This window comes from Andreprevotia lacus DSM 23236 (assembly GCF_900176275.1).
Taxonomy (GTDB): domain Bacteria; phylum Pseudomonadota; class Gammaproteobacteria; order Burkholderiales; family Chitinibacteraceae; genus Andreprevotia; species Andreprevotia lacus.
This window is the reverse complement of the sequence record NZ_FWXD01000002.1, coordinates 71,627-97,513: the sequence shown is the minus strand read 5'-3', so window position 1 is coordinate 97,513 and position 25,887 is coordinate 71,627. Positions and strand designations below refer to the sequence as shown.

Genomic DNA, 25,887 nt, shown 5'->3' with positions numbered 1-25,887 from the left:
TTGGCATTCACGCTAGTGGACGAGGCTGCGGCCGCTTACGCCACGCGGTCGGCCGATTCGAGCAGCGATTCTACCGCGCGCTCGAACACCGCCGGCACTTCGATGAAGCGGGCGCGGCCAGACGACAGCAGGCGGCGGATCAGCTTGGCACCGATCACCAGTGGTGGCCTGTCGTCGCCCATGCTCAGGATCAGCGTCGATTCGGACTGGTTGACCCAGCTCAGCGTGCCTTCCGTGGGGTTGCCATCCAGATTGACCTCGATGGGCACGCCGCTGCGCAGGATGGCCAACGGGTCTTGTTGCGGTACGACGGCAACGGTCGCATCGCCCAGCGCACCGGTATCGACCATGCCCTCTTGCTCTACACTCGCATCGTTGGCGCTATCGCTATCACCCAGCATGCGGTCGAACACCTGCAGATCGACTTCCAGCTCGCGGATTGCCTCGTCGAACAGGCGCTCATCCATTTGCGGCGGCTCGCTGGCCGACACAGCCTGTTCGGCCTCGCGGGCCTTGGCAAACACCGGCGCAAAGCGCTCGTGCAGCATGGACAGCGGCGGCGGCACCCCCGGCAGGTCTACCACACGCAACGCGTCCTTGTGCGCCTCCACCAGCCAGTGCACGAATTGCTGGCGCTGTGCCTCGCTCCAGCCGATCAGGCTCAGCCCCTGCTGCAACGCAGGCAACAAGGCGGGAATCATGGCAAACAGCTGCTTGCGCTCATGGGGCCCCGGCTTGGGCACGATGCTCCAGATCAGGTCGGGAATCAGCAACTGATAGCTTTGGGCGCGCGCTTCGTCGGTGCGGCCGGCATGCTCGATGACTTGTGCCCAGGTCTGGATCAGGAAGTCACGCAGATAGCCGTCCAGCGTCAAGCCGGTCAGCCCCTCGGCAATCATCGCGGTGATGCGTGCATATTGCAGCGTGCGGCTTTCGGTGTTTTCCACCGCCTGCGCGGCACGCTGCACCCGTGCATCGGCCGTGCGCAGCTCGTGCGCGATAAAGGCATCGAGCTGGTCGAGCATGGTGCTGAACAGGGACACATCGTCATGCGGGTCAGCCAGCAGCGCCTCGATGATGCGGCGGATTTCATTCGCCACACGCTCGCCACCCGGGTCAACCCGGTGCAGGCCGGCCGAAATCGAGCCGATGCGGTTCACCAGCATGCGCGCCGGGTGATTTTTCTGCGAGAACAGTGCCGGGTCCAGCAGCGCGATCCGCAGCACGGCAAACTGCAGCCGCCCCAGTTGCGCACGCACCTCGGCCGGCACCTGGTTATCGCGCAGGATGAACTCGAACAGCATGCCGACGATGTCGATGATCATCTGCTCGTTGCTATCACCCACGGCCTGATTCAGCGTCTGGCGCTGCTCGATGATCAGGTTCTGCAGTGTGCCTTCGGCACCGTCCTGCTCATCCGGACGGAACGGGCTGTGCTGCAGCGACTGCACCATCTCCAGCAGCGGTGTTTGCACCCCGGCGGCAACCGGTTCAAGCGGACGCAGCCCGCCGGGCCGCAAACCGGAAAACAAGCCGCGCAACACGTTGCCGACCGATTGGGCACCAGCCAGCCAGCCGGTGCTCTGCGTTGCGGGTGGCACGGTCTGGCCATCACGCAAGGTATGGGCCAGTTGCTCCACGGCGGCGGAATCAATCACGATGGGCGGTGGCGCGGCACGATCCGGGTGCTGAACCAGCTGGAACAGATTGTCGAGCCGGCTTTGCGCGCTGAGCAGCTCGCTCAGCTCGCTCAGCTGGCTCATGGTCGCGGCCATGGCGGCGGCATCAAAGGGTTGTGCAGCGGGCGGTGCGGCTGCCGCTGCGTCGGGCGCCCGGTCAGCCTCCGCGCCAGCGGGCTGCGGTACTGCACCCGGCCCGGCAACCTGACGACGTATCTTGAGCTGCAGTTCGGCGGCGATGCCATGCCGGGCGAGCAGCACGTTCAGGCGTTCATAAAGGACGGCAACCCGATCGAGCAGGCCATCACACAGGTGGTCGGTCAGCAGCACGACGATCTCGGGCACCGTGCTCATGCTCTCCGCCGAGCTGGCAATGCAGCGCGACAGCAAATAGGGGCGGAAGGGGTTCTCGCGCTCCTTGATGTTGTCTTGCTCGAACAACAATGCCACACGGATATTGAGGTCGCGTAGCGCTTCCTCGGCCTGGCCGCGCAAGCGGTTGGTGACGGCATCAAGCCGTAGCTCGCCCTCGACCGCGCTGGTATCGAGCAGGCTGAGCGAACTGGCGGAAAACGAATCGGAGAAGGATGGGCGGAACGTGCTGTAGGCGGTCTGGAAGCTGCGGTTCAGCAGCCGTTCCATGCCATCCAGCAATTGCGCGTGCAGTTGCCCCGCATGCTGCCCCAGCACGATGCGCGCATCGAGCAGATCACGCTGCTCGGCCATTGAACGGGCGCGATCGGCGCTCTCGAACAAACTGGCCGACGCACGTTCGGCCAGATCAGAAATGCTTGCGGCAAAGGCGCGCAGAAATTCGCTGCGCGTTGCCGCCAGAAGGTCGTTCCGGTCCATGCTGCTCTCATCCCCGCCATCCGCCTGTGGCGGACGCCCGGATCGGGGCCGGCACGGCCTGCGATTCCGGGTTCATTATTGGTTTATTTGTTGCAGAATCAGGTAGCTAGCGCCACGCCGGCCACCTTGGTCCGCGGGCCGGAGTTTAGCACAGCGTTGTAAGCACACGCAGGGCCGCGCGTCGCTGCAGCGGCCTAGGGCCTGTTAACACTTATTTCGCGCTTGCGCTGGGCCGCAAAGAGGTCAGCTACAAGGCACGCAACGCGGCAATAACCGGTTATTGCCAAGGCGCGTAACGCCGTAGATGGCCTCTTTGCGGCCCAGCCCTGCGGGTTCGGGGTATTTCGGGCGGTTCGCTGCGTTGCAAACCGCTTGCGGTACCCGTACCGCGGCGCGTTCTGCGCCTTGCGCTCCATCCCGAACTACCCCAAACGCAAGCGCGAAATAAGTGTTAACAGGCCCTAGAGCACGCCGTCGTCGGGGCCAAGCACCATGCTGGGCGGGTAAAGCTGATTACGCACGCGCTTGCGCGTCAGCAGCTTGCTTTGCGCCTCGGGCGGCAGATCGGTAATGCGCAGCAGGTTCTTGTGGATCAGCACGTCGATCAGGTCTTCCAGCACACGGATCAGGTCCTGGTCCAGATCGCCCAATGCCGCCGTATCGGCAGCAAGACCGAGAAAGGCCTGCACTTCCGGGCTGCCCTGTGGCAGGTATTCCTGCGCCTCGCCTTCGGCAGACTGGAACAGGGCCTTGATGGTGCCATCGGCTGCACGCAGCGCATAGGGCATGGAATTCTCCTGCAAATGGGCCAATGGCGGATTCACTCCACCCGCCCAGCCACAATAAACGATATTGCGTCACCTTGCTCGTTGCGCAAGCAAGCTGCCATTCCGGCCATGCCCTGGCGCGCAGCCCACAGGACTGCGCCCTTCCCGAGTGGGCACGCGCTCAACGCAGCTGGTACTTGCCTGCCACATCCAGCAAGGATGCAATGGCGCGATCAAACAGCGGTTGTGGCTCGACAAACTGCAGCTTGCCCTGTGCAAACAGTTGCATCAAGGCGTCAAAACCCAGCAACAACGGCTTGCTGTCATCCGGCCAGACCAGCAAGGCATGGTGCTGATCGGCGGCCAGCCAGCCCAGCAGGCCGCGCCGTGCGGCAGCACCATCCTGCCAGCGCAGTGCCACGCCGGGCTGCAAGCGGGCCAGCACGGCATTGCGTCGTTCGCTCAGCGGCAAGCCGGCCAGGCCGGATGCAGCAATGACGTCGCCGATCTGCATTTCGTCCGGCACATGCATGACGTCGACATCGGCCTGTGCCGCTTGCAGCGCGGCGGCCAGGTAGCGCGCCTGCGTGCCGGCTTCGGGCTCGACCACCAAAGCGCCGTTGAACAACTGCTGGTAATGCGGCGCAAAGCGGTCACGCAGCATGGTCAGCGACGGCACGGTGTACTGCGTTTCCGGCATGTGCAGCGCGAGCTTGTGCGCCTCGACCAGCCAGCGCTGCATTTCATCCAGCTGCGCCTGTGCCCAGCCCAGCGCCTTCAGCCCGTCCTTGAGCACCGGCAGCAGGTTGGGAATCAAGGTCAGCAATTGCTTGCGCTCGGCGGCATCGGTCTTGGGCGCGATGCTCCAGATCAGGTCGGGCACCAGCCACAACGATTGCTCGGCCAGCGCCGGGCTTTGTCGCCCCTGCAACTCGATCACTGCCGGCCAGGTTTCCTGCAGCAGCTCGACGACATAGGGGGTGAAGCGCAAGCCATCCATGCCAGCCACGATGGCGGCACGAATGCCCTGATAACGCGCGCTGCGCGCCTGCGCCAGCGATTGGGCCTGTACCGCGGCGATGGCCAGCGCGGCATGACGCTTGTAGCGATGGCGCAAGTCAGCCTCGAAACGGTCCAGCATCACGGTCACCAGCGGCGGGTTGTCGCCCCGGTCGGCCAGCAGCGGCTCGATGGCAAGGCCCGCCTCGCGCTGCAGCCACTCGGCGGCCTCGTCGTTGCCGGCACTGGCAATGGCAACGCTGGCCAGACGGTTGATCAGCCGGCGCAGCGGGTGGGTGTCGCGGGTAAACAGGTCAGGCTCGACCAGACCGATCTTGAGCGCCAGAAACTGCAACCGCGCCAGCTGCTGGCGTATGGCCAGCGGCACCAGTTCGTCGCGCAGGATGAATTCGTACAGCAAGCCCACGATATCGATCACGCGCTGGCGCACGTCGCCGGCCGCGCCGGCGCTGAGCTGCGCATGGTGCTGCATCAGCAGGTTGTCGAGTGCGCGCTCGCCCTGCGGCACGCCCAGCGCGGCATTGGCGGTCAGCAGGCCATCCAGCGTGGATTGCAACTGCGCAGCCGGGTGATATTGCGCCAAGGCATTCCCGGCCACGCCCGCAGCATCGGCGGAAAAAACCGAGCGCAGCGATTGCTGCAGGGTCAGGCCCAGATTGGCTGCGGCCGCCGGCAGCATGCCGGCCGACGCGGGCGCGCTGCCCAGCATGGCATCCGGCAGCGTTTGCCCCTGCGCGGACAACACCAGGCGCAGCAAGGACTCCAGCCGCGTCTGCGCCGCCAGCATCTGCTCGGGCGCCAGGGTCTCGGCACCGGCCTGTGTGGCTGGATCATGCAGCTGCGGGCCGGCAGCGGCATCGGCACCACGCGCGGCCGAGGCTCCGGATACCGCTTCGGCCTGTTTCTTGATGGTCAGGCGCAGGTCGGCATCCACACCGTGCTGCGCGAGGAAATCGTTCAGTTGTGCGTAGATGCCCACGACTTCGCTGGTGGTGCTGGTGCCCAGCGCCTCGCACAGCACGGTGGCCACATCGCCGGACTGATCCAGCAGATCAACGGCACCGACGATGCAGCGCGCGAACATATAAGGGCGGAACGGGTTCTCGCGCTCGTGGATATGATCCTGGCCAAACAACTGGGCCACGCGGATGTTCAGATCACGGATTTCCGTTTCGGCTGCGTTGCGAAAGCGCCGCGCCAGCCAGTCAAGGCGGATTTCCGATTCGACCGCACCGGTATCGATCAGCGACAGCGTGGGCGCATGCGCCGCATCGGCAAACGAGGGGCGGAATGAATCATAGGCCGTCTCGAAGCCACGCTCGACCAGCCGCACCATGCCCTCGGACAGATGCTGCTTGAGCGCCATGTCGGCATTGCGCAATGCCTTGCCGGCATCGGCCGCCACGCGCTGGGCATCGCCGCTTTCAATGGCGGCGCGCTCGGTCAATTCCGTGCCGCAGCGCTGCAGCCACTCGTCGATACCCTGTACAAAGCTGCGCAGAAACAGCCCCTTGGCCGTGCTCAGCAAATCATTCCGATTCATGCGGCGCTCAAGTCCCTACCCATGTTGTTCCAGACTGCGGCCTCGGCCGCAGCAGCGTTGCGGCAAAAAGATCAGCCCTGCACCCACGGCAGGCCAGCGGCCTTCCAGCCGTTGACCGTATTGCGGTGCTGATCGGCGTTCTTGTCGCCCTCGAAGCCCTCAAGGATGTTGTAGGCCTCGCCATAGCCCAGCTGCGCGGCCAGCGCGGCGGCATTGTGGCTGCGCGCACCGGAACGGCACAGGAACAGCACCACGCTCTGCGGATCGACCTGCTGCTTGAGCTGGTCGGCAAAATGCGGGTTGGGCTGCATGCCAGGAAAGTGCGCCCACTCGATCTGCGCCGAGCCGGGCACGGTGCCGACGAACTGCCATTCTGCCTGCGAGCGCACATCCACCAGCCGCGCCTGTGGCAGCGCCTGCAACACTGCATGCGCCTCGGCCGGGGTCAGTGCTCCCGAATACGGCAGTTGCTGCGCCTGCGCACGTTGCTGCGCAGTCTGCAGGATGGCGTTGATCTGGCTCATGCCCGGCACTCCTTTCAATTGATGATCTGCTGCCTGCGATTCTCTGCCAGGGCGACAGCAATGGCAATCCGCAACAACCATGACGCCACGGCGCACAACGCACCACAATTGCGCACCACCTGACCGCATTCGCACCATAACAGTGCAAAACAAAAAGTCGCCGGACGGCGAGCAACACCGTGCAAGCGCTGGCGGCGGTTTGTGGCACAATAGGCGCGCCGTGCGAACCAGCCCTTGGCACGCTTCATGCTTCCCAGTAGGGCCACTCCCCCGCCAGTGCCTTGAGCCCCGGCCAGGGATACCAGGATTCGCTTTAAATCACTTTCGCAACCAGGAGCACTAACATGGCGGCAGCCGACGTTCTCAAGTTGATCAAGGACAACGACATTCGTTTCGTTGATCTGCGTTTCACCGACACCATTGGTAAAGAACAACACGTGACGATCCCGTCGCACGTCGTTGACGAAGAGTGGTTCACCAACGGCCACGCCTTCGACGGTTCGTCGATCACAGGCTGGAAGGGTATCCAGGCTTCCGACATGCTGCTGCTGCCGGATCCTTCGACCGCCAAGATCGACCCGTTCTACGACGAACCGACCGTGTTCATCACTTGTGACGTGATCGAGCCGGCTACCGGCAAGGGCTATGACCGCGACCCGCGTTCGCTGGCCAAGCGCGCTGAAGCCTACCTGAAGACCACCGGCATCGGCGACACCGCCTTCTTCGGTCCGGAACCCGAATTCTTCATCTTCGACAACGTGCGCTGGAATGCAGACCTGTCGGGCTCGTTCGTGAAGATCGGCTCGGAAGAAGGTGCCTGGGCAACTGGCGAAAAATTCGAAGGCGGCAACCTCGGCCACCGTCCGCGCCTGAAGGGCGGCTACTTCCCGGTTCCGCCGGTTGACAGCCACCAGGACATCCGCGCGACCATGGTGATCGTGCTGGAAGAACTGGGCGTTCCGGTTGAAGTGTTCCACCACGAAGTGGCCAACGCTGGCCAGAACGAAATCGGCACCAAGTTCAGCACCCTGACCCAGCGCGCTGACTGGACCCAGATCCTGAAGTACGTCGTGCACAACGTGGCCGACCAGTACGGCAAGACAGCCACCTTCATGCCGAAGCCGATCGTTGGCGACAACGGTTCGGGCATGCACGTTCACCAGTCGATCTGGAAGGACGGCAAGAACCTGTTCGCAGGCAACGGCTACGCTGGCCTGTCGGAAACCGCGCTGTTCTACATCGGCGGCATCATCAAGCACGCCAAGGCACTGAACGCCATCACCAACCCGGGTACCAACTCGTACAAGCGTCTGGTTCCGCACTACGAAGCACCGGTCAAGCTGGCTTACTCGGCCAAGAACCGCTCGGCTTCCATCCGTATCCCGCACGTGGCATCGGACAAGGGCCGTCGTATCGAAACCCGCTTCCCGGATCCGCTGGCCAACCCGTACCTGTGCTTCGCCGCGCTGCTGATGGCCGGTCTGGATGGTATCCAGAACAAGATCCACCCGGGCGATCCGGCTGACAAGAACCTGTACGATCTGCCGCCGGAAGAAGATGCCAAGATCCCGGCAGTGTGTGCATCGCTGGACGAAGCGCTGGACGCACTGAACAAGGACCGCGAGTTCCTGACCCGTGGCGGCGTGTTCACCGACGAATGGATCGACGCGTACATCGAGCTGAAGATGAACGACGTGAACAAGATCCGTATGTGGACTCACCCGGTCGAGTTCGACATGTACTACTCGCTGTAATTTTTCGAAGCGTCCAGAGCAATCCGGGCGCGTCCAGAAATACAGCCAAACCCCGCGCCGTCACTCGGTTGCGGGGTTTTTTATTGTCCAGATCATTCCAGCGCCGTCCTGTCGAAGCCAGCGAATTTGTCCCCTACCCTGCCCCTTAGATGTACGATGGTCACAGCAGGGGCAAAAAACAGGGGACAGAAATGCCGCTAACCGAGCTGCAATGCGCCAAAGCAAAGGTCACAGGGGACGAGTACCAACTGGCCGACGGCAACGGGCTATCACTGGTGGTGCGCGCCAAGGGGACGAAAGCCTGGCGGTACGAATTCCGCCTGGGTGGCAAGAAGCAGAAGCACCTGTATGGCAACTACCCCGAAATCAGCCTGGGCGAAGCGCGAGCCATTCATGCGATAGCGCGCAAGCTGATCGAGCTGGGGCAGCACCCGGCCGAGCTGCTGGATAACGAAGCAGCCCGACGTCTCGCACTGGCCGGCGCATCGCTCGATGCCATCCAAGCAGCGGCAGCGCAAACCGAGGCTGCAGCCGCCGCGTCTGCCCGCATGACCTTTGGCGAAGCAGCCGCACGCTACAAAACGGAGTGGGTGGACCACAATTGGAAAAGCCCGGACAAGGGTTTTACCCCTGCCCGCGTTCACCTGCTGCCGGCGCTGGGCGACCTGGCCCTTGATGACATCAATGCTCCACTGCTGCGCGAGTTGTTTTACGACATACGCGAACGGCGCGGCCCACAAGCGGCCCTGCATTCCCACGGCTGGGCAGCGCGCATCTTTGGTTATGCGCTTGAGCACGAATGGTGCAGCGCCAACCCGGCCCAGCAGATCAAAGCCGCGCGGATCGGCACCAAGGGAAAGCGCAGCCGCTGGCTGACCCTGCCGGAGCTGCGCCGTTACCTGATCGGGCTTTACCAAGCGGATTGCTATCGAGGCTACAAGCTGGCCCTGCATCTGCTGTTGATATTGGCGCTGCGCAAAAACGAGCTATGCGGCGCCAACTGGCAGGAGTTCGACTTTGAAGCCGGCGAATGGCTTATCCCTGCCAGCCGGATGAAGGCGGCCAAGGAACACCGCGTATTCCTGCCAAAGCAAGCGCTGGAGATACTCGACGAGCTGAAACGCTTGGCCAACGGCAGCGATTGGGTCTTGCCCATGCCCACCAACCCCAAGCGCGCCATGAATGGCAACAATCTGGATGGCGCACATGCTGCCGCCATCAACGCGGCCAAGATCGAGGACTACGTAATCCACGACCACCGCCACACCATCAGCACGCAGCTGCGCGAACAAGGCCACTTGCCCGAGGTGGTAGAAGCAGCCCTCAGCCATGCCATACCCGGCATTGCCGGCGTCTACGCTCACGCCCAGTACAAGCAACAGCGCCTTGCCATGCTGCAGGCTTGGGCTGATTTTCTGGACAGCACCATGAACGAGCAAACTGTGATAGCGGCCACCTTCCGCAAGCTGGCCTGACCAGCGCATGACACCTGCGACACCTCTACGGGATAAGGGCGTTTCCTATAGATTTGAGGGAAAGAAACAGCGCCATCCGGCCGGAAATAGGCAATGCCACCACCTCGAATCCGGGCTGCGGCACTCAGCCCACCCCGGCTTTTGTGGTGTCACACGTGTCACAGGTGTCACGCCGTTGATTTACAAGGCGAATTTTCGTGGCACGGGCTGAATTTCTTGTGTCACAGGTGTCACGCGCCGCCTGCACAACAAAAATGCGCTAACCCACGCCGGCCCAGCGTTTGGCCTGTACTCGCCGGGTTAAGCGACAGTCGGACAGGGCTAAAAATCGCGCGCGGATGCCTTCCCGCTGCCAGCCATAACAGCGCCCAACGTTGCCCAGAAAGCAATGTCATTCCCAATGATCAAGGCAAAAAAGCAGCGGAGAGCAACGACTACCTGCAACAGGCCACAAGCGGCGCTGCAAATCCCTGTTACAAAGCATGCGTAATCGCCACACAGAGTTATATCGCACATGTTTGATGGCGCGCGTGAGAGTAACACTGGACACAATCGAGCATGATTGGCTCAAAGCGCATAAGCATCTACAGTGATGACCTGCCACGAGGGCCACTTATGACCGCCAGTATCGCCAGCCAGATAACACACCAAATCGTCCACGCAACTGCAAGTGTCGCTAGCAGTGCTTTCCACGCTATTGCGAGTCAGCCGGCCAACTCCACCACCCGAGCGGCTAGCCAAACATTCAGGATTGCGTCGGCAGATTGGCCGGCTTGGGTGCAAGCGGTTGGTTCCATCCTCGCCATCCTTGTCGCCATCGGTGTAGCTGCATGGCAGACCAGTGAAAGTCGCGCACTACTTCGCGAGCAGGAAGAACAAGCTCGCAGAGACGCGAAGGAAGCTGAACGCGCGAAGTACGGAAAATTTGTCGCTTTAGCGAAAACACTTACTAAACGTATATGCCAAGCAAAGGTGCTGGTTATGCAGCCAGAGCCCAATATCGAACATCTGGGGCGCGTACTTCGAAACCAAGAGACTGTCTCGCTTGCGTTGCAGGCACTGCAAGATGTTCGGTACCTTGAACTGCCATCGGCACAAGCAATCAACGCATTACAACAACTACAAAGCTTGGCTCCGCCGATGAGCCGGCGCCTCACCGCATTGGCAGACGACTTCCGCTTTTCAACGAAGATCGACGAATTCTTTGATGAAAGGAACGAAAAGAAGAAGGCGCTAGTCCTTGACCTTCAGTCCATCGGAGAAAAGTTCAGGGAGTTCGCGCTCGCATTGGGCATTAATGAATCAGAATTTTCAGATGCCGAATGGACGTGGAGGTAAATCATCGCCGTAATACGTTCGATATCCCTACACAAACGCGTCAGCTTTAATCAAACCCGCATGGCCGCGGTAAAACGCAGCCTGCTCATCTAACTTCGTGCCCGCTATGCCGACCAACACCGCCAGCCAAATTGCGCACCAAGTCGTCAGCACTGTTGCTAGTGCAATACACTCAAGCCCTGTAACCGCATCTGCAGCGCAGCCGCTGCACCTCACTCCATCCGACTGGGCTGCCTGGACCGGAGCAATAGGCACGGTACTAGCAGTATGCGTTGCGATATGGGTACCTGCACAACAAAACCGCAATGCCCGCAAGGAACAAATCAAAGCAGAAAAGCGTCGACTGAAAGCCACCACTGTCGTTGTCCGAGCAGTAGTAACCGCGCTATGTGACACTAGGCTGCGCCTACTGCAAGAAACCAGCGATCCTATGCGGTACTGGCGAACTGGATACCAAAAAGACATTGTGCAGATTGGCTTGAAAACGATGGATGAGATTCGGAGCCTTGATCTACCAACAGAAAAAGCAATCTCCCATCTCCACGCCATCAAGATTTTGGTGCCGAGGGCTATAGAGCGGCTCGAAGCGCTCCAGAGCATTGGCTCACCAGAACGGCTGAATGCATTTTTAACAGATGGCTCCAAGGAGAGTCTGCTTAATGTCCTTCAAGTCATCGGCAGAAATTTCCAAGGATTCGCCAAGGAACTGGGGGAGACAGATGAAGACCTGCAGCATTTTATTCCGCTTTGGGAGTAGCCTGTCATAAGCAAGCGCGCCATGCACCCTGAACAAGTCACCACCATACGGCGACTCGCTGTAGTCCGACCTTTCCGTTGCCTGTATCTTCCGTCCCTGCGCGAAATATTGTCCCCGTCTATGCTGTGACCCATGCCCATCAATCTGCAAACTCTAGGCTCAAAGCTAGCCAGATACAGAGAACAACTCAAGGAGACTATCGCCGAAGTCACCTCTTCAACCGGTATTGGTGTTGCTCGCTTAACATCTATCGAAGCCGGTCACGTTGAGCCGACAGGCGATGAAATTTTAATCCTTGCCGACCATTACCGCTGCGACTTCAAGTTCTTCATCTCCAATGAGCAGGTCGCCCCATTTGAGCAGGCCGAGACACTTTATCGCGCGCACGGTAACGACTTCACGAAAGAAGATCGTCGATCCATCCAAGACTTTCTATACCTTTGTGAGACCGAAGATTTTTTGATGCGAGAACTTGGCCGCACGCCGAAAGCTTTCTCGTTTACTCCTACTGGCAGCTTCTTCAAAGGTCATGGCGAAGCCGCGGCCGCTCGCCTTCGTACAGCTCTGGGGTACTCGGATCGCGCGGTTCCTCGCGATATCTACGCGGAATTTCGCAGTGTTGGCGTGCATGTATTTCGGCGCAAGCTGGGAAACTCCAATATCTCAGGCCTCTTTGTAATGCATCCGTTAGCAGGAAAGTGTGCCCTAGTAAACTACAGCGAGGATATCTATCGGCAACGTTTTAGCGCAGCGCACGAAATGGCACACGCCATCTTCGACTCAGCGCAGGGGGCCAGCGTTAGCTTTGACGACACTAGCGGATCGGACTTGGTGGAGTTGAGAGCCAATCGTTTTGCATCATGCTTCCTGATGCCTCCCGCCTTCTTGGCGAGGCTACCAGCACCCTCCCTATGGACGGATGCTGATGCGCAGCGGCGGGCTAACGAGCTGCGCGTGAGCTGTATTGCGCTTGCAATTGCTCTCAAAGAGGCCAACCTCATCGACGCAAGTACCTACAATCGTATCCGGAAATTACATGTGCCGCGCGATGCAAAGATTGATCCTGAGCTACCCGAACACCTCACCGCAACTCAGCGCCAACGCAAAGCCCACCTCTTGGAGCAAGGCCTCTCAGACTACTATGTCGGATTGTGCTTTGACGGATTCAGCGCAGGCGTGATCAGCCTTGGTCGGTTAGCCGAAGCTCTGTTATGTAGTCACGGTGAGCTCTCCGAACTTGCAAGTCTTTACGGTCGGACTCTCCATGGCCTTTGACCCTTCAAAATTTCATCCAATCAATGTTGCCGATACCTGCTCGGTATGGAACGTACTCTCATCCACTCGACTGCTAGCAGCCGCCAAGGAAGCACATTGCGATTTCTGCATCACCAGCTTTGTTCACTACGAATGCTTGACTAAGCCTCGCAAGAAAACACCGAGTGCTGCAGAAACGGAGCTCATTAGGCGATTAACCCACGAGCAGAAACGCGGCGGTTTTGCAGCGCATTCGTGCAGCATTGATGATCTGCAAACTATCCAGCTGCTGGAGAGCCGAAAGCGCTTGGGCAAAGGGGAACTGTCGTCAATTGCCTTTGCCATGAAAATTAGGCAAGCCTTCATTACGGACGATATGAAGGCACGCAAACTGGCAGAAGACTCTGGCCATACTCTGACCCAGACCACACCACGCCTGTTTGCGTGGCTGATCTTCAGGGGACGACTTGGCGACTCAGACAAGAGCACTGTGATTGCTCAGCATGTAGCTATGGAGCGCCCATTGGCACCGCACTTGGAGACGGCTTACGAAGTTGCGCTGCAATGCAGGCTCAACGCACGCCCATAAAGCTGGCTACCCTGCATGGGCTTCGGGTTGGGATAGGCACGGGATAGCTAAACAGGGATCGAGGCCTCTTGCGCACAGTAGCTAGTTAGCTATGTCCGAGTTTGAATGCACCTGGCGCCGAAACTCACCGACTTGTTCGATAACCCGGTCGGCCTGCTCCCCGTCCAAAATAGCTTCGCCGCAGGCAGGACAGAAATCAGCGGTTACCTCGGGGATGGCGGTACTTTGGCCTTTGTAGATATAGGGCATGTCGCGCGTGTCGTGCACCAGTTCCGCCCCACCACAACATGGACACCTCATCGTCAGGACTCCTTGAGGGAACAATCAGCCCATCTTTTGATGGTGACTGGTTTCAGATAAACGCTATTGCGGCTTGCCCCCGCCGTCGGCCCCTCTAGCCAAGCGCCGGCCGGATCGCGGCACGGATTTCCTGCCGAGCCTCAAGCGAGATAGCGCTCAGCTCATAGGCTGCCTGTAGGGCCAGCCATTCTGCTGCGGGCAAGCCCAAATATCTTTCCAGACGTAGTGCAGTATCCGCACTAATGCCGCGCTTGCCCAGTATCACATCATTCAGTCGCGGGGTTGGGACACCGATAGCCTTGGCTGCTGCGTTAACGGAAACGCCCAGCGGAACAAGGAACTCGGCTTTGATGATTTCGCCTGGGTGCACGGGTGGTAATTTGTTCATGCTCGCAGGTATACGTTGAGGGCGCCGTGGCGGGTTGCTGCCGAGCGGCAGAAATAGCACGCAGTCCAAGCTGACGGCGGCTTTGCCGAAGCCCAGAGTTGAGTGAATCTGGAACCACAAGACCAGCCCCTTCCCTACCTCGATAAATCGCCACCCACCCTTGCCAGCAGCTTGGCCGACATTCAAACAAGCCGGGGTCTGCAGCGCATCAGGCAACCGGCTGGCATTGAGCAGACAGAGCCACCTTGCCATCAACGCATGGCGGTCAGCTGAATCGCCGTGAAAAAGCCTGGCGGTGTGTTCACATGCGAACGAGCAGATCATGCGCAAGTATAACGGAAATCGTTAAACGGCAACCCCTGTATACCAAGCATTTTCAAGGATTGCACTGGACGGGCTTACACGGCTTCGTGCAAAATATTGTATCGTGACTACTGCTGCGTCAACTCGACACTAAAATCGCGAAAAGACGGGCTTGCTTATGTCAAGCCATGAAACCCCGTTACCAACGTGATTAACGGGAGTTCGAGCCGCCACGGTTGCGAGGTGGTCCATAGAAGCCTGTTGTGACGGGCTTTTTTTACGCCCGTATCTTTTGAAGCCCGCCCGCTAACGGCGGGCTTTTTATTTTGGCTCGTCATGAGCCGCCCACCAAACCCGCCCCTGTGGCGGGTTTTTTTATTGGAGTTCGTATGAGTTGCTTAAACCTACTAACCGCAAAGCAAGCCGCCACACAAATGGGCGTAGCCGTTACCACGCTGGCCACCTGGCGCAGCCGGGGCAACGGGCCTGTCTACCTCAAACGCGGCGGCAAGGTGTTCTACCGCGCAAGCGATATAGAAGCTTTTGTCGCGGCCCGTACTACCGAGCATGGGGGTGCGCAATGACCGCTCCTCGTCCCTTGCGCGCAACGGGCATGCCGGCTCCGACCGTGGACTATCTGATCCGATGCGATGAAGTTTGCAAACAAGTTGCGCTATCACGTAGCTCAATCTACGCGGCCATCGCAGCCGGCGACTTTCCCCGGCCGGTGCAATTGGGCAGCAACAGCGTGGCTTGGCTGCAAAGCGAAGTGTCTGCGTGGGTTGCCTGCCGAATTGCTCAACGCAACAAGGCCCAATACTAATGCCCGTCGAATTGATCGCAGCAGTTGCACTGATGATCACCTACGCAGCTCTTTCCCACTAAGGAAAACCCCATGCACACCACAACACTGCCCGAAATCAACGCCTCCACACTGACCTACAACAAGATTGAAGTACACGTGCCGACGCATCGTGACGATGGCGTTGAATTCAGGTTCAACGATCTGATGGCCACTTTTTCCGAACCGGTATTGCTCAACTCTCCGGACCAATCTCGCCACGCGATCCTGCCCCCATTCACCAGCCTGGAGGCTCTTTATCTTTGGCAAATGATGGAAGGTGATAGCTGCAGTCATGCGATGCCGTCGGCAGTCGCCACCAACCTCAAGCGCGATTTCTGGCTGGAGGAGATCAAGCCTTTTCACAATGGCATCGTTCTCGCTTGCAACGACGGCCATATCTTCGAGGACTTGTTTCCTGCGTGGCCGGACGAATACGAAGCAAAGGGACGGTTTGCACGGCTGGTAGACCAGTGGCCCTTGCTGGCTTGGTCAACGCTCGTTTGGCGCTGGGCGCTAGCCGTTGGCGAAAGTCAGATCGAGGTAGGCCAATGAACCAAGCGCCCTGCGTGTTGACCCTTCAGGGAAATCCGCAGCACAATAGCCCCGCTTCGTTCAATAGCGAAGCCGGGATTGGCGTCCCGCGTCAACAAGTGCGAGACCGGAAGCGCGGCCTTGCGCTTTGCCTCTGCGCGCTTTCTATGGCGAGCCTAGGCGGTGGGCACCTTCGGGTGCACCGGTCTGTTGACCCGGTACGCCAACCCCGTCTAGCGCCCGCCGCCCTCGATTGGCGTCGAATGGTGGGCCTCACTCGTCAACAGGAGGCCACTAACATGGCTGATTTCGTTTCGCTCCTCGCGCCGACACCGCATTGGTTCAGGTGCGCCTACCTTGCTTTGCCCTATCTTGGCCACGCGCTGCCGTGGCCTGCCAACTACGTCGCTATGCGGGGGGGTGCCCATGCGTAAGCCCTCTCGCCGCATAGCTGTCGTGGATCGCGCCCAGCGCGACCGTCTGGCCGCTGCGCTAAGCCATCTGCGTCGCTACAAACGATCAGACCGGCCGCACCGCTCGGCAACCCGTAGCAAAAACCGCTAACTCACTATCGGAGATTTACCCATGCAAACGACCAGCATTCTGGGCGGCGGGTCCGCTCGCGCTCGCAAATCAGTCCCGAGCCTGCCTATTCAAACCTCAAAAAACAGCTATCGCCCAGCCTCAGTGAGTGCAGAGCGGAACGCCCGGTATGCCCTGCTCAAATGGCTGAAACCGGTTGTAACTTTGCCGCTACCTCCACTCACTAGAGACGAATACCTGAGTGGATATATCCCTCGCTTTGTCTCGGTCTCCATATCCGCCTTTTGCAACAGCTTAAGCATCGTTGGGCAGTATCCAGACGGAAAGCTCGCGGCGCTCTACGTATTTCTGGAGTGCCCATGCTCCCACCGGCAACGGGTTGCAGCTCACGAACTAGCGGAATGGCTTGCCGCTAGAGAACAAATGCCGGTCAAGGTTGGCCGCAGGACGATGTTTTGAACAATGAAAGGGGGAATCGACATATCTGCCCTCAAGGTGCTGGCCAGCGACCATTGGCCAGCAATTCTCCAAGCGGCCGGAATCGAACAACGTCACCTGGGTAAGGGCCACGGCCCTTGCCCGGTTTGTGGCGGCAAGGACAGATTCCGCTTCACCGACCGAGGCGGGCGTGGCTGCTTCGTATGCAACAAGCACCGCCCGGACGGCGGCGATGGTTTCCACCTGCTGGCCGACTGGTTGCGCTGCGACTTCATCGGCGCGGCACGCTTTGTCTCTGATTATCTCGGCGGCGCAGGTGTACAGGCTGTCGCACCTGACCCCGCCGAAATCGCCAAGCGCAAAGCAGCTGAGGCCGCCGAGCAGCGCCGGCAGTGGGAAAAGGCCCGCCGCGCCAATGCTGCGCTATGGCAGGCTGCTCGGCCGATTTGTGCCGATAGCCCCGCAGGCCATTACCTGGCCAACCGTGGCTTGCTGCTGGCAGATTATCCCAAGGCGCTTCGTTGGCATGCTGCCGTGCCCTACTGGTGCCGTGATGGCGGCAAGCCCGTGCAACTAGGTGTGTTTGCCGCAATGCTGGCTGCCGTGCAGGCGCAAGACGGCTCAGCGATTGCCCTGCATAAGACCTACCTGACCGACGACGGCAAAAAGGCTGCCGTCCCTAGCCCGAAGAAATGGGGAAGCCCGAGCGCTCCACCCGATGGCGCTGCAGTACGGCTCTACCCGGCCGGGGAACGGTTGGCATTGGCCGAGGGCATAGAAACCGCCCTAGCCGTGCACTGCGCCAACGGATTGCCGGTATGGGCCGGGCTTTCAGCTCATGGCATGACCCGTGTTGCGTTGCCTCCGCAGGTAAAAGAAGTCTTTGTCTTTGCCGATCTGGACGAAGGCGGCGCAGGGCAAGCCGCAGCAGAGAAGCTTGCGCTGCGGCTCTTGGATGAGGGGCGAATAGTGAGGGTGTTGCTTCCCTCAACGGCCGGGCGTGACTGGCTGGATGTACTGACAGGGGATCAAGAATGAGTGCCCAAAAGAACGACCGTGACCAACTGATGAACCCTGATTCCGTCCCGCCCATGAAACTTCCTCGCAAGCCCGCCTCCCGGTCCAAGACAGCGGCGAATGACGCAGACACGGTGGCCAAGGACACACAGACCAACAAGGCCGCCTCAAGCGGCCTTGATCGCTTCTTGAGCAAAGACGACGGGGTGTACTACCGCGCCGACGAGGAGAGCGAACCACGCAAGCTATGTGGCCCCCTGCGCATCGTGGCGCAAGTACGCAATCAGGATGGTGGTGCGTGGGCTGTGCTGGTCTACCTGCGCGATCTTGATGGCACGCTGAAAGAGCACGTGATACCGCGCGCCAAGCTGCTGTCGGACCAGTCATCCAAGGTGCTGGAAGAGCTGGCCGACAAGGGGCTGTGGTTCTCGTATGCGGCCGACCGTACCAAGCTGATGCTGCAGTACCTGCAGACAAGCGTAGACGCTCCGCGCGCCCGGCTGGTGCCGCGCACCGGCTGGCATGATTCGGCCTTTGTCCTGCCTGACCAGGTGATTGGTTCGCCGGCCGAGCTACTGATTTACCACGGCGGGGCAACCGCCGAGCTGGCCACGGCCGGCACGCTTGAGGGCTGGAAAACCGACGTTGCAGCCTATGCCGTAGGGAATCCAATCATGTTAATGGCAATCAGCGCTGCGCTGGCTGGACCACTGATGGCGTTCTTTGGCATGGATTCTGGCGGCTTCCATATTGCCGGCCCGTCCAAGAATGGCAAGAGCGTGGCTTGCCGTGCGGCTGCGTCGGTGTTTGGCATACCCAACCGCTATGAGAAATCGTGGCAAACCACGGCAACCGGTGCCGAGGGCCAGCTAGAGGCCCACAACGATCTCCCCTTGATCTTGGATGAGATCGGCCGGGCCAAAGCATCGGACGTGGCTGCCGTGGTATACATGCTCAGCCAAGGCCAAGGTAAAAGCCGAGGGCGTGCAGACGGCGGCCTGCGGGCAATGACGCGCTGGCGCTGCTTTGTGCTGAGCAATGGCGAGCACTCCGTTGCCGACTACCTGAAAATGCATGGCGTTCCGGTCAATGCCGGCCAGCTGGCCCGGCTGCTGCATATCAGCGCGGAGCGCCGGCATGGGGCCTTTGACGATCTACACGGCCACCAAGACCACCCTGCACTGTGCGAGGCCATTGCCAAAGCTACAGAGCGCCAGCATGGGGTTATCGGCGCTACCTGGCTGGAAACGCTGGCAGGGACTGATAGCGATACCCTGCGCCGCTCGCTGGAACAGGCACTGAGCAAGTTTGCTGCTGACTACGTGCCGGCCGGGGCATCCGGCCAAGCACGCCACGCTGCCAACTACTTTGCCCTTGCTGCATTTGCCGGCGAGACCGCCACCGCTGCCGGACTGACCGGCTGGCCAACACAAGCTGCGTGGCAGGCTGCGGCCACGCTCTACACCGACTGGCTCAGGCATCGGGGCGGCGCCGGCAACGAAGAGGACAGGCAAATATTGCGGCAGGTGCGGCTGTTCTTTGAGCAGCACGGCGAGGCCCGCTTTACCCGCTGGGATCGAGATGACGCCATTGTGGACGATCACGGCCCCAAGACCCTTGCTCGCTGCGGTTTTCGCAAGACTGAGATCGTCTGCGAGGACGGCACGGCCAGTGGTGCCAAAGCAGCAGAAACAACGTATTACGTGCTACCGCAATCGTGGGCAGGTGAAGTCCTCAAGGGCTGCGATCTGAAACGGGCAAACCGGCTGCTGCTTGACCACGGCATCTTGTTACCCGGCAAGGATGGCAAAGCATCGAAGACAGAACGATTGCCGGGCATGGGGTCACCTCGCGTCTATGTGGTGTTGCCGACGTTGTGGCATAGCGGGGGTGATGATGTCTGAGCGGCCCGATTTCCTTAATTGGATCAACGCATTACAGTCACCCTCGGCACCAACCCCGCGAGGGGTTGGTGCCCCAGTCTGTGACACCTGTGACACAAGCGAATCGGCGCGTGTCACGACAAATTCCCTTATGAATCAAGGCTGTGACACCTGTGACACGTGTGACACCACGAATTCACGGGTAGGGGAGAAAACCGCGCTGTTGGCAGACCTGCAGAAGCAACCCCGCGCCGCTGATTTGACGGCAGAGACTTGGGCGCTTTGGCGGGAGATTGCCACGCAAGTGGCATCGCACAGGCAGGACAGCAAGGAGGTGCAAACCCAACTTATGCGGCAGGTGTCCACGCAAGATGCCGACACGCTGGCGCTGCTGCTGGCCTATGCGCGCACCTACCAACTCCCGGTTACCGATAGCTTTGCCTTCTGGCTGTTGGCCTACCCCGGCCAGCACATCTTGCGGATTGTGACGCCAACGCATACCTGCTTCATGCGTGTCCCTGCAGACCGCCCGGCAGCAGACCTCTACCACGGTGCAACCCTGCGCATCGGCCTGGCGGCAACCGGGATGCCATAGGGGGAGGGGGCATAAAAGTCTGACTCATCGACAGCACAGACCGCGGCTCTAGGTTCGCTCCAGAAAATCCCCGATTTTTATAGGGGGGGGTCTAGGCCGGGGCTAGGGTGGCTTATCAGTAGTGCAGATATCAAAAGCCGTCAGGGTGTCCTTTGGATGAGCACTACGTAAGCACCAGCCACGCCCTACCCGCGTCAAATCCCTTTCCCGGCCAACATGGGCAATACGATTTCATTTTGACCACTGGGGAGGCCGCTTGTGGAGTGCCTAGGGATGGGGGGTGCGCATCTTTGGCGGAACCTGCCGAAAGAACGCGTACCCAGTCGCATTTTTTCGGGCAAGCATTTTGGAATGGGGAGGGGGTCAAATTCTGAGACGGGTTCCTTGGACTGCTGAGGCGATGGCCTTCCTTTTTGCTCTCCGCAACGCACGCGCCTCGTTACGGCCACCTATGCCTGTTGGTGACCATTTTCTTACCCCTGCCTCGCAGGGTGGCAGTTCACCGGCTGGAAGAAGTTTTGACCAGCGTCGCACCACGCCGCCCCTCATTAGTCCCAGATGCGCAATCGCACCAATATGGTGCACTCCATTCTTGGGGCCGGAGACCTCTTCTTGGCATGGCGAGACAGGCCCCCGATTCGACAAATCTGCTCTACAACCCCCTATTTTGTCCCCTATTTTCCATAGACAAGCCTAAAACACAAGCAAAGCACAGGCACATGCACTACTCGCTGAACCTCCGACGCGCCCTGACATCCGGGCGCTTCTGGAAAAGCAGCCAAACCCCGCGCCGTTACCCGGTTGCGGGGTTTTTTCATGCCGGCGCCGGCGAGCACACTTGCTCGCCCCGGGCGGAATCCCGCGCCAGCCGCAAACCGCTGAATTGCCAGCGCGCAGCCGGATTGAAGAAATTGCGATAGGTCGGGCGGACGTGACCTGATGGCGTGGCCATTGAGCCGCCGCGCAACACCATCTGGTTGATCATGAACTTGCCGTTGTATTCGCCCACCGCCCCGGCCGCCTGGCGGAACCCGGGATAGGGCAGATAGGCACTGGCCGTCCATTCCCATACCTCGCCACTACCGGCAGCCAGGCCTGCGCGGGCCGCGCATTCCCATTCCTGTTCAGTGGGCAGGCGCGCGCCGGCCCAGCGCGCGTAGGCGTCGGCCTCGTAATAACTCAGATGCATCACCGGCACGTGCGGCTCCGGGGCTTGCTCGCCGTGCAGCATGTAAGTCTGCCAAGCGCCTTGCGCATCACGCCACCAGTACAGCGGAGCCTGCCAGCCCTCGCGCATGCAAGCATCCCAGCCGTCCGACAGCCACAGTTCGGGGCGGCGATAACCGTCATCGGCCATGAAAGCCAGGAACTCGCCTTGCGTCACCGGGCGCGATGCCAGCTCGAAAGGTGCCAGCCACACGGCATGTGCAGGCCGTTCATTGTCGAAGGCAAAGCCATCAGCGCCATATCCGACTTCAAGCACCCCGCCCGCCAGCGGCAGCCAGCGCAACGGCCCAACCGGGCCGGCGCTGCGCGGGGCCGAATCGAGCACCGGATGCAGCGGGTTGCACCAGAAATGATGCTTCAGGTCAGTCAGCATCAATTCCTGATGCTGTTGCTCGTGATGCAAGCCCAGCTCGATCAGGTTCAGCACGTCTGCCGGCTGTGCGCTGTCCATCAGCGCATCCATGCGCAAATCGACGTCGCGGCGATAGGCCAGCACCGTATCCAGCGCCGGTCGCGACAACACGCCACGCGCGGGTCGTGGGTGACGCTCGCCCACACCGACGTAGTAGGAGTTGAACAACACGCGAAATGCCGGATCAAAAGGCTGAAAGCCCGTTTCCGCAGGCTCAAGCAAAAAGGTTTCAAAAAACCACGTGACATGAGCCAGATGCCATTTGACCGGACTGGCATCAGGCATGGATTGCACCATGCAATCTTCCGCGCTCAGACCGGCAATCAGTTGCATGGAGCAGGCGCGCACTCCGGCATAGGCTCGGCGCAGGCCCGCCTGGCGCATGGCCAGGTCTGCAGAAGCATCCTGCTTCATGCGCATGCCCCTGCTGGTGCGGCAACGTAGACATTGAACCAGCCCTGCCCGTCGCTCCAGCGCTGCACCGTGCCAAAGCCCGCCTCGGCCAGCAAGGCCGCGAAGCGTGCAGGAGTGTACTTGTAGGAGTGCTCGGTCACGATGGCCTCACCGGCGGCAAAATGGCGAACAACACCGGCCAGATTCAACTGCAGACTGCGTTGCGCCACCAGGTGCATTTCGATGCGCTCGGCGGCCTCGTTGTATACCGCCCGATGCCTGAAATCCTGCGGCTGCAACGCGCAGCCCAGCTCACGGTTCACCACCCGCAACACATTGAGGTTGAACGCTGCGGTAATGCCCAGCGCATCATCGTAGGCGGCCTCCAGCGCGTCGCGCGGCTTGGGGGCATCGACACCGATCAACAAGCGCCCCTCGCAGCCCAGATGCTCACACATGGTGCGCAGCATGCCCAGCGCATGTTCAGGCTCGAAATTGCCGATGGATGAGCCTGGATAGAAAAAGACCGGTGCATGCTCAGGGTGGCGCATCAGCAACTGCACGATGGAAAACGGCCGCGTGAAATCGGTGACCACCCCGGCAAAGCCAACATGGGGAAACCGCTTGTGCCCCGCCTGTAGCGTGGCAGCCAGCCAGTCCTGCGCAATATCCACGCCGATATAGCGGCTGGCACCCGCCACATCCAGCCAGCCCCATGCCTTGGCGCCATCGCCACAACCCAGATCAACCCATTGCGCCCCGCACGGCAGACAAGCCGCAATCTCGCGCCGGTATTGGGCAAAAATCGCTGCCTCGGTCCGGGTGGGGTAATACTCGGCCAGCTCGCAGATGGCGCTGTAGATGGCACAGCCCTGCGCATCGTAGAAAAACTTGGGGCTGATCTGTGCAGGCTCGGCCAGCAGCCCGGCCAGCAGTCCCTGCAAACGCTCGCCGGGGCTTTCCAGTGCATGCAGATGCAGCTCGGGCGCCGCCCGAGCCTCCTCCATCGGGACGAACCCCGGCCGGGCCGAACCGGCATCCAACAATTTGCTCAGCAAAGCACTCATGCAGCAGCTCCGGACAAGAATCGGGCATCAATGGGCAATCAGGTGTTCTTTCCGCGCCAGGCGCTGTTATTTCTATAGCGTCAAAACGCCCGCCCGTCCTAGGCCTTTGCCTGCCCGACCGGGGCACGAGCTTGAAGCAGCTGTGTGAAGGGGATATTTCCCTCCATGCGGCCGGAACCATACTTCATGCCAACGGGCCAAATGCGGCATCCGGGAACAAGGCGTTACCAAAAACCACAGAACCAATCCGTCGCAGCGCAGTCTGCCACCCAAGCTCCGCCATCCAGCCCAAAGGGGAAGTCATGCTCGCCACCACGCTCGACGAACTCGATGCAATACGCGCTGACTGCAAGGCCATGGTCACCCGCCGCGCAGCGCTGTCCGCTGGCGTCGCGCTGATCCCCTTGCCCGGTCTCGACCTGGGGACAGATGTGGCGGTACTGCTGCGACTGATTCCGGCCATCAACCACCGCTTTGGCCTCAGCCCGGCACAAATCGCCGCGCTTGAACCCGCCCTTGGCAAGCTGGTCTGGGTAGGCATCGGCAGCGTGGGCAGCGAAATGGTCGGACGCTGGGTCAGCCGGCAATTGCTGCTGCGCCTGCTGCGTGCACGTGGCGGCCGCATGGTGGGCAAGTCACTGGTAAAATTTGTTCCCGTGCTGGGGCAGGCCGTTGCCGCCGGACTGGGCTTCAGCGCAATGAAGCTGGCTGGCGACACGCATGTGGACGACTGCTATGCAGTGGCCAGGCATGTGCTGCAGGTGCGATCCGCACCAGCCCTTGTGACGCCCGGCACATCAGCTGCCGGCTGATACGCTGGATCCGACCAAGCAGAGACAACGGCATCCACCCCGCACCCTGACAGAAGGCCAACATGACGCAAACAGTAGCAAACCCCATCGTGGTGTTCGATCTCGGCGGCGTGCTGTTCGACTGGAACCCGGATTACCTGTTCCGCGAGCTGATCCCCGATGCTGGCGAGCGCGCGTGGTTTCTGAGCGAGGTGTGCAACCCGGACTGGAACATCCAGCAGGATGCCGGCCGCTCGCTGGCCGAAGCCACCGCCACGCTGAGTGCGCGCCACCCGGCCTATGCCGAACAGATCGCCGCTTTTTATGGCCGCTGGCCGGAAACGCTGCGCGGCACATTGGTTGAGGGCATGGCCATTTTCGAAACGCTGGAAGATGCCGGCATCCCGCTGTACGCACTCACCAACTGGTCGGCCGAGACGTTTCCGTATGCGTGGGAGCGTTACCCCTTCATGCAGCGCTTCAAGGATGTGCTGGTGTCGGGCCGCGAGTTGCTGATCAAGCCCGACCCGCGCATTTATGCGCTGATGCTGGAACGCATCCGCGTGCACCATCCCGATGCGCAGCCGGCACAACTGATTTTCATCGACGACAGCCTCAAGAATGCCGACGGTGCTCGCGCCTGCGGCTGGCATGCCATCCACCACACCGATCCGGCCGAAACCACCGCACAACTGCGCGCCTGGGGCCTGCCGCTATGAGCAAGCCCCGCGTGACCATCCTCTACTGCACACAATGCCAGTGGTTGCTGCGTGCAGCATGGCTGGCGCAGGAGCTACTGAGCACGTTCAGCGACGAACTGGGAGAGGTGGCCTTGCAGCCCGGCACCGGCGGCGTGTTTGCAATCCATTGCAATGAGGTGCTGGTGTGGGAACGCAAGCGCGACGGTGGATTTCCGGAAGCCAAGGAACTCAAACAGCGTGTGCGTGATCAGATCGCACCGGATAAATCGCTGGGTCACAGCGATCGCACATCGTAAGGCGCGGCGTCAGCCTCGCTGTGTTAAGGTTATTGCATGAATGCTCGTATCATCCTGATTCCTTTGCTGCTGGCGGCACCGCTGGCACTGGCCGACATCTACAAATACGTGGATGAGGAAGGCCGCGTCACGTTTTCCAACATCCCCATCAAGGGTGCGCAACGCATCTATGTCGACCCGGCCCCGGCCGTGCCGGCGCCGCGCGCCCGCACCACCACCGGCAAGGCCGCCAACAGCGAACGCGTGTATGCACCGTCGCCTGGCAACTTCCCCAAGGTGGATGCCGCCACGCAGAAAAGCCGCGACACCAACCGCAAGCTCATCCTGCAGGAAGAGCTGAATGCCGAGCAGCAGGCGCTGACCGACGCCCGCCGCTCGCTGAACGATGCCGACGCCAACCGCACACCGGAAGAGCGCACCAACGTCGCCAAGTACACCGAACGCCTCGGCCGACTGCGCGAGGCAGTGGTCCTGCACGAGAAAAACGTTGCCGCGCTGACCAACGAGCTGGCGCGCGCCCGCTAGCAACACCTCCGCGCCCGGCAGCCAGCCGCGCTGGCCGGGCCGGCAACGCCCCGCGTCTGCGCACGCCCCATCTTGCAGCCC

At 60.8% G+C, this 25,887-nt stretch carries 25 protein-coding genes; 16 read left to right on the top strand and 9 right to left on the bottom strand.

The window, feature by feature from the left end:
* Window positions 1–35: 35 nt before the first annotated feature.
* The 5 genes from B9A19_RS02265 to B9A19_RS02245 all read right to left on the bottom strand — a co-directional run bounded on the left by B9A19_RS02265 (window position 36) and on the right by B9A19_RS02245 (window position 6,633).
* Window positions 36–2,531 (bottom strand): DUF1631 family protein, encoded by a 2,496-nt coding sequence (locus B9A19_RS02265; RefSeq protein ID WP_084088923.1) that lies wholly within the window; start codon window positions 2,529–2,531, stop codon window positions 36–38.
* Window positions 2,532–2,992: 461 nt separating this feature from the next.
* Window positions 2,993–3,319 carry a hypothetical protein gene (locus B9A19_RS02260; protein WP_084088922.1) on the bottom strand — a complete coding sequence of 109 codons (327 nt, stop codon included), beginning with the start codon at window positions 3,317–3,319 and terminating at the stop codon, window positions 2,993–2,995.
* Between the two features lie 160 nt (window positions 3,320–3,479).
* A complete protein-coding gene (locus tag B9A19_RS02255) occupies window positions 3,480–5,861 on the bottom strand; it encodes a DUF1631 family protein (protein WP_084088921.1) in 2,382 nt (793 codons plus the stop codon).
* A gap of 71 nt (window positions 5,862–5,932) precedes the next feature.
* The gene (locus B9A19_RS02250; protein ID WP_084088920.1) at window positions 5,933–6,385 is read right to left on the bottom strand and encodes a rhodanese-like domain-containing protein; all 453 of its coding nucleotides are present in this window, start codon (window positions 6,383–6,385) and stop codon (window positions 5,933–5,935) included.
* Window positions 6,386–6,399: 14 nt separating this feature from the next.
* Entirely contained in the window at window positions 6,400–6,633 is a 234-nt protein-coding gene (locus B9A19_RS02245; protein WP_084088919.1) for a hypothetical protein, read from the bottom strand.
* A gap of 96 nt (window positions 6,634–6,729) precedes the next feature.
* Here B9A19_RS02245 and glnA point away from each other — a divergent pair, with 96 nt between their 5' ends.
* The 6 genes from glnA to B9A19_RS02215 all read left to right on the top strand — a co-directional run bounded on the left by glnA (window position 6,730) and on the right by B9A19_RS02215 (window position 13,552).
* Window positions 6,730–8,139, top strand: a complete 1,410-nt coding sequence (gene glnA / locus B9A19_RS02240) for a type I glutamate--ammonia ligase (RefSeq protein ID WP_084088918.1) — start codon at window positions 6,730–6,732, stop codon at window positions 8,137–8,139.
* A 191-nt stretch (window positions 8,140–8,330) separates the two neighbouring features.
* Window positions 8,331–9,614 carry a tyrosine-type recombinase/integrase gene (locus B9A19_RS02235; protein ID WP_084088917.1) on the top strand — a complete coding sequence of 428 codons (1,284 nt, stop codon included), beginning with the start codon at window positions 8,331–8,333 and terminating at the stop codon, window positions 9,612–9,614.
* Between the two features lie 615 nt (window positions 9,615–10,229).
* The gene (locus tag B9A19_RS02230) at window positions 10,230–10,952 is read left to right on the top strand and encodes a hypothetical protein (protein WP_139798601.1); all 723 of its coding nucleotides are present in this window, start codon (window positions 10,230–10,232) and stop codon (window positions 10,950–10,952) included.
* 106 nt (window positions 10,953–11,058) lie between these two features.
* Window positions 11,059–11,709: a hypothetical protein gene (locus B9A19_RS21940; protein WP_139798600.1), complete on the top strand. Its 651-nt coding sequence runs from the start codon at window positions 11,059–11,061 to the stop codon at window positions 11,707–11,709.
* Window positions 11,710–11,841: 132 nt separating this feature from the next.
* On the top strand, window positions 11,842–12,984 hold the full coding sequence (locus B9A19_RS02220) for an XRE family transcriptional regulator (protein WP_084088914.1): 1,143 nt from the start codon (window positions 11,842–11,844) through the stop codon (window positions 12,982–12,984).
* On the top strand, window positions 12,974–13,552 hold the full coding sequence (locus B9A19_RS02215; protein ID WP_084088913.1) for a PIN domain-containing protein: 579 nt from the start codon (window positions 12,974–12,976) through the stop codon (window positions 13,550–13,552). Before B9A19_RS02220 ends, B9A19_RS02215 begins: the two co-directional genes overlap by 11 nt.
* Before the next feature lie 81 nt (window positions 13,553–13,633).
* Here B9A19_RS02215 and B9A19_RS23410 read toward each other — a convergent pair whose 3' ends face one another.
* Window positions 13,634–13,852, bottom strand: a complete 219-nt coding sequence (locus B9A19_RS23410) for a type II toxin-antitoxin system MqsA family antitoxin (protein ID WP_084088912.1) — start codon at window positions 13,850–13,852, stop codon at window positions 13,634–13,636.
* Window positions 13,853–13,946: 94 nt separating this feature from the next.
* On the bottom strand, window positions 13,947–14,564 hold the full coding sequence (locus B9A19_RS22875; protein WP_245804242.1) for a HigA family addiction module antitoxin: 618 nt from the start codon (window positions 14,562–14,564) through the stop codon (window positions 13,947–13,949).
* A gap of 368 nt (window positions 14,565–14,932) precedes the next feature.
* On the opposite strand from B9A19_RS22875, the gene B9A19_RS02200 reads away from it, so the two are divergent.
* The 6 genes from B9A19_RS02200 (at window position 14,933) to B9A19_RS02175 (ending at window position 20,394) form a co-directional block, all read left to right on the top strand.
* On the top strand, window positions 14,933–15,127 hold the full coding sequence (locus tag B9A19_RS02200) for a helix-turn-helix transcriptional regulator (protein WP_084088911.1): 195 nt from the start codon (window positions 14,933–14,935) through the stop codon (window positions 15,125–15,127).
* Window positions 15,124–15,366: a helix-turn-helix transcriptional regulator gene (locus B9A19_RS02195; RefSeq protein WP_217806956.1), complete on the top strand. Its 243-nt coding sequence runs from the start codon at window positions 15,124–15,126 to the stop codon at window positions 15,364–15,366. The genes B9A19_RS02200 and B9A19_RS02195 overlap by 4 nt, the downstream gene beginning before the upstream one ends.
* Window positions 15,367–15,438: 72 nt before the next feature.
* Entirely contained in the window at window positions 15,439–15,939 is a 501-nt protein-coding gene (locus B9A19_RS02190) for a hypothetical protein (protein ID WP_084088909.1), read from the top strand.
* 1,017 nt (window positions 15,940–16,956) lie between these two features.
* Entirely contained in the window at window positions 16,957–17,937 is a 981-nt protein-coding gene (locus B9A19_RS02185) for a DUF7146 domain-containing protein (RefSeq protein WP_176216737.1), read from the top strand.
* 167 nt (window positions 17,938–18,104) lie between these two features.
* On the top strand, window positions 18,105–19,820 hold the full coding sequence (locus B9A19_RS02180) for a DUF927 domain-containing protein (RefSeq protein ID WP_176216736.1): 1,716 nt from the start codon (window positions 18,105–18,107) through the stop codon (window positions 19,818–19,820).
* 313 nt (window positions 19,821–20,133) lie between these two features.
* Window positions 20,134–20,394: a hypothetical protein gene (locus tag B9A19_RS02175; RefSeq protein WP_139798599.1), complete on the top strand. Its 261-nt coding sequence runs from the start codon at window positions 20,134–20,136 to the stop codon at window positions 20,392–20,394.
* A gap of 814 nt (window positions 20,395–21,208) precedes the next feature.
* Here B9A19_RS02175 and egtB read toward each other — a convergent pair.
* Entirely contained in the window at window positions 21,209–22,447 is a 1,239-nt protein-coding gene (gene egtB / locus B9A19_RS02170) for an ergothioneine biosynthesis protein EgtB (protein WP_084089072.1), read from the bottom strand.
* Entirely contained in the window at window positions 22,444–23,493 is a 1,050-nt protein-coding gene (gene egtD, locus B9A19_RS02165) for an L-histidine N(alpha)-methyltransferase (RefSeq protein WP_084088905.1), read from the bottom strand. Before egtD ends, egtB begins: the two co-directional genes overlap by 4 nt.
* A gap of 302 nt (window positions 23,494–23,795) precedes the next feature.
* Between egtD and B9A19_RS02160 the strand changes: the two genes are divergently transcribed.
* The 4 genes from B9A19_RS02160 to B9A19_RS02145 all read left to right on the top strand — a co-directional run bounded on the left by B9A19_RS02160 (window position 23,796) and on the right by B9A19_RS02145 (window position 25,806).
* Window positions 23,796–24,305 carry a hypothetical protein gene (locus tag B9A19_RS02160; RefSeq protein WP_084088904.1) on the top strand — a complete coding sequence of 170 codons (510 nt, stop codon included), beginning with the start codon at window positions 23,796–23,798 and terminating at the stop codon, window positions 24,303–24,305.
* 62 nt (window positions 24,306–24,367) lie between these two features.
* Window positions 24,368–25,003: an HAD family hydrolase gene (locus B9A19_RS02155; protein ID WP_084088903.1), complete on the top strand. Its 636-nt coding sequence runs from the start codon at window positions 24,368–24,370 to the stop codon at window positions 25,001–25,003.
* Window positions 25,000–25,281 (top strand): Rdx family protein, encoded by a 282-nt coding sequence (locus B9A19_RS02150; protein WP_084088902.1) that lies wholly within the window; start codon window positions 25,000–25,002, stop codon window positions 25,279–25,281. The genes B9A19_RS02155 and B9A19_RS02150 overlap by 4 nt, the downstream gene beginning before the upstream one ends.
* A 36-nt stretch (window positions 25,282–25,317) precedes the next feature.
* Entirely contained in the window at window positions 25,318–25,806 is a 489-nt protein-coding gene (locus B9A19_RS02145) for a DUF4124 domain-containing protein (protein WP_084088901.1), read from the top strand.
* Window positions 25,807–25,887: the final 81 nt, after the last annotated feature.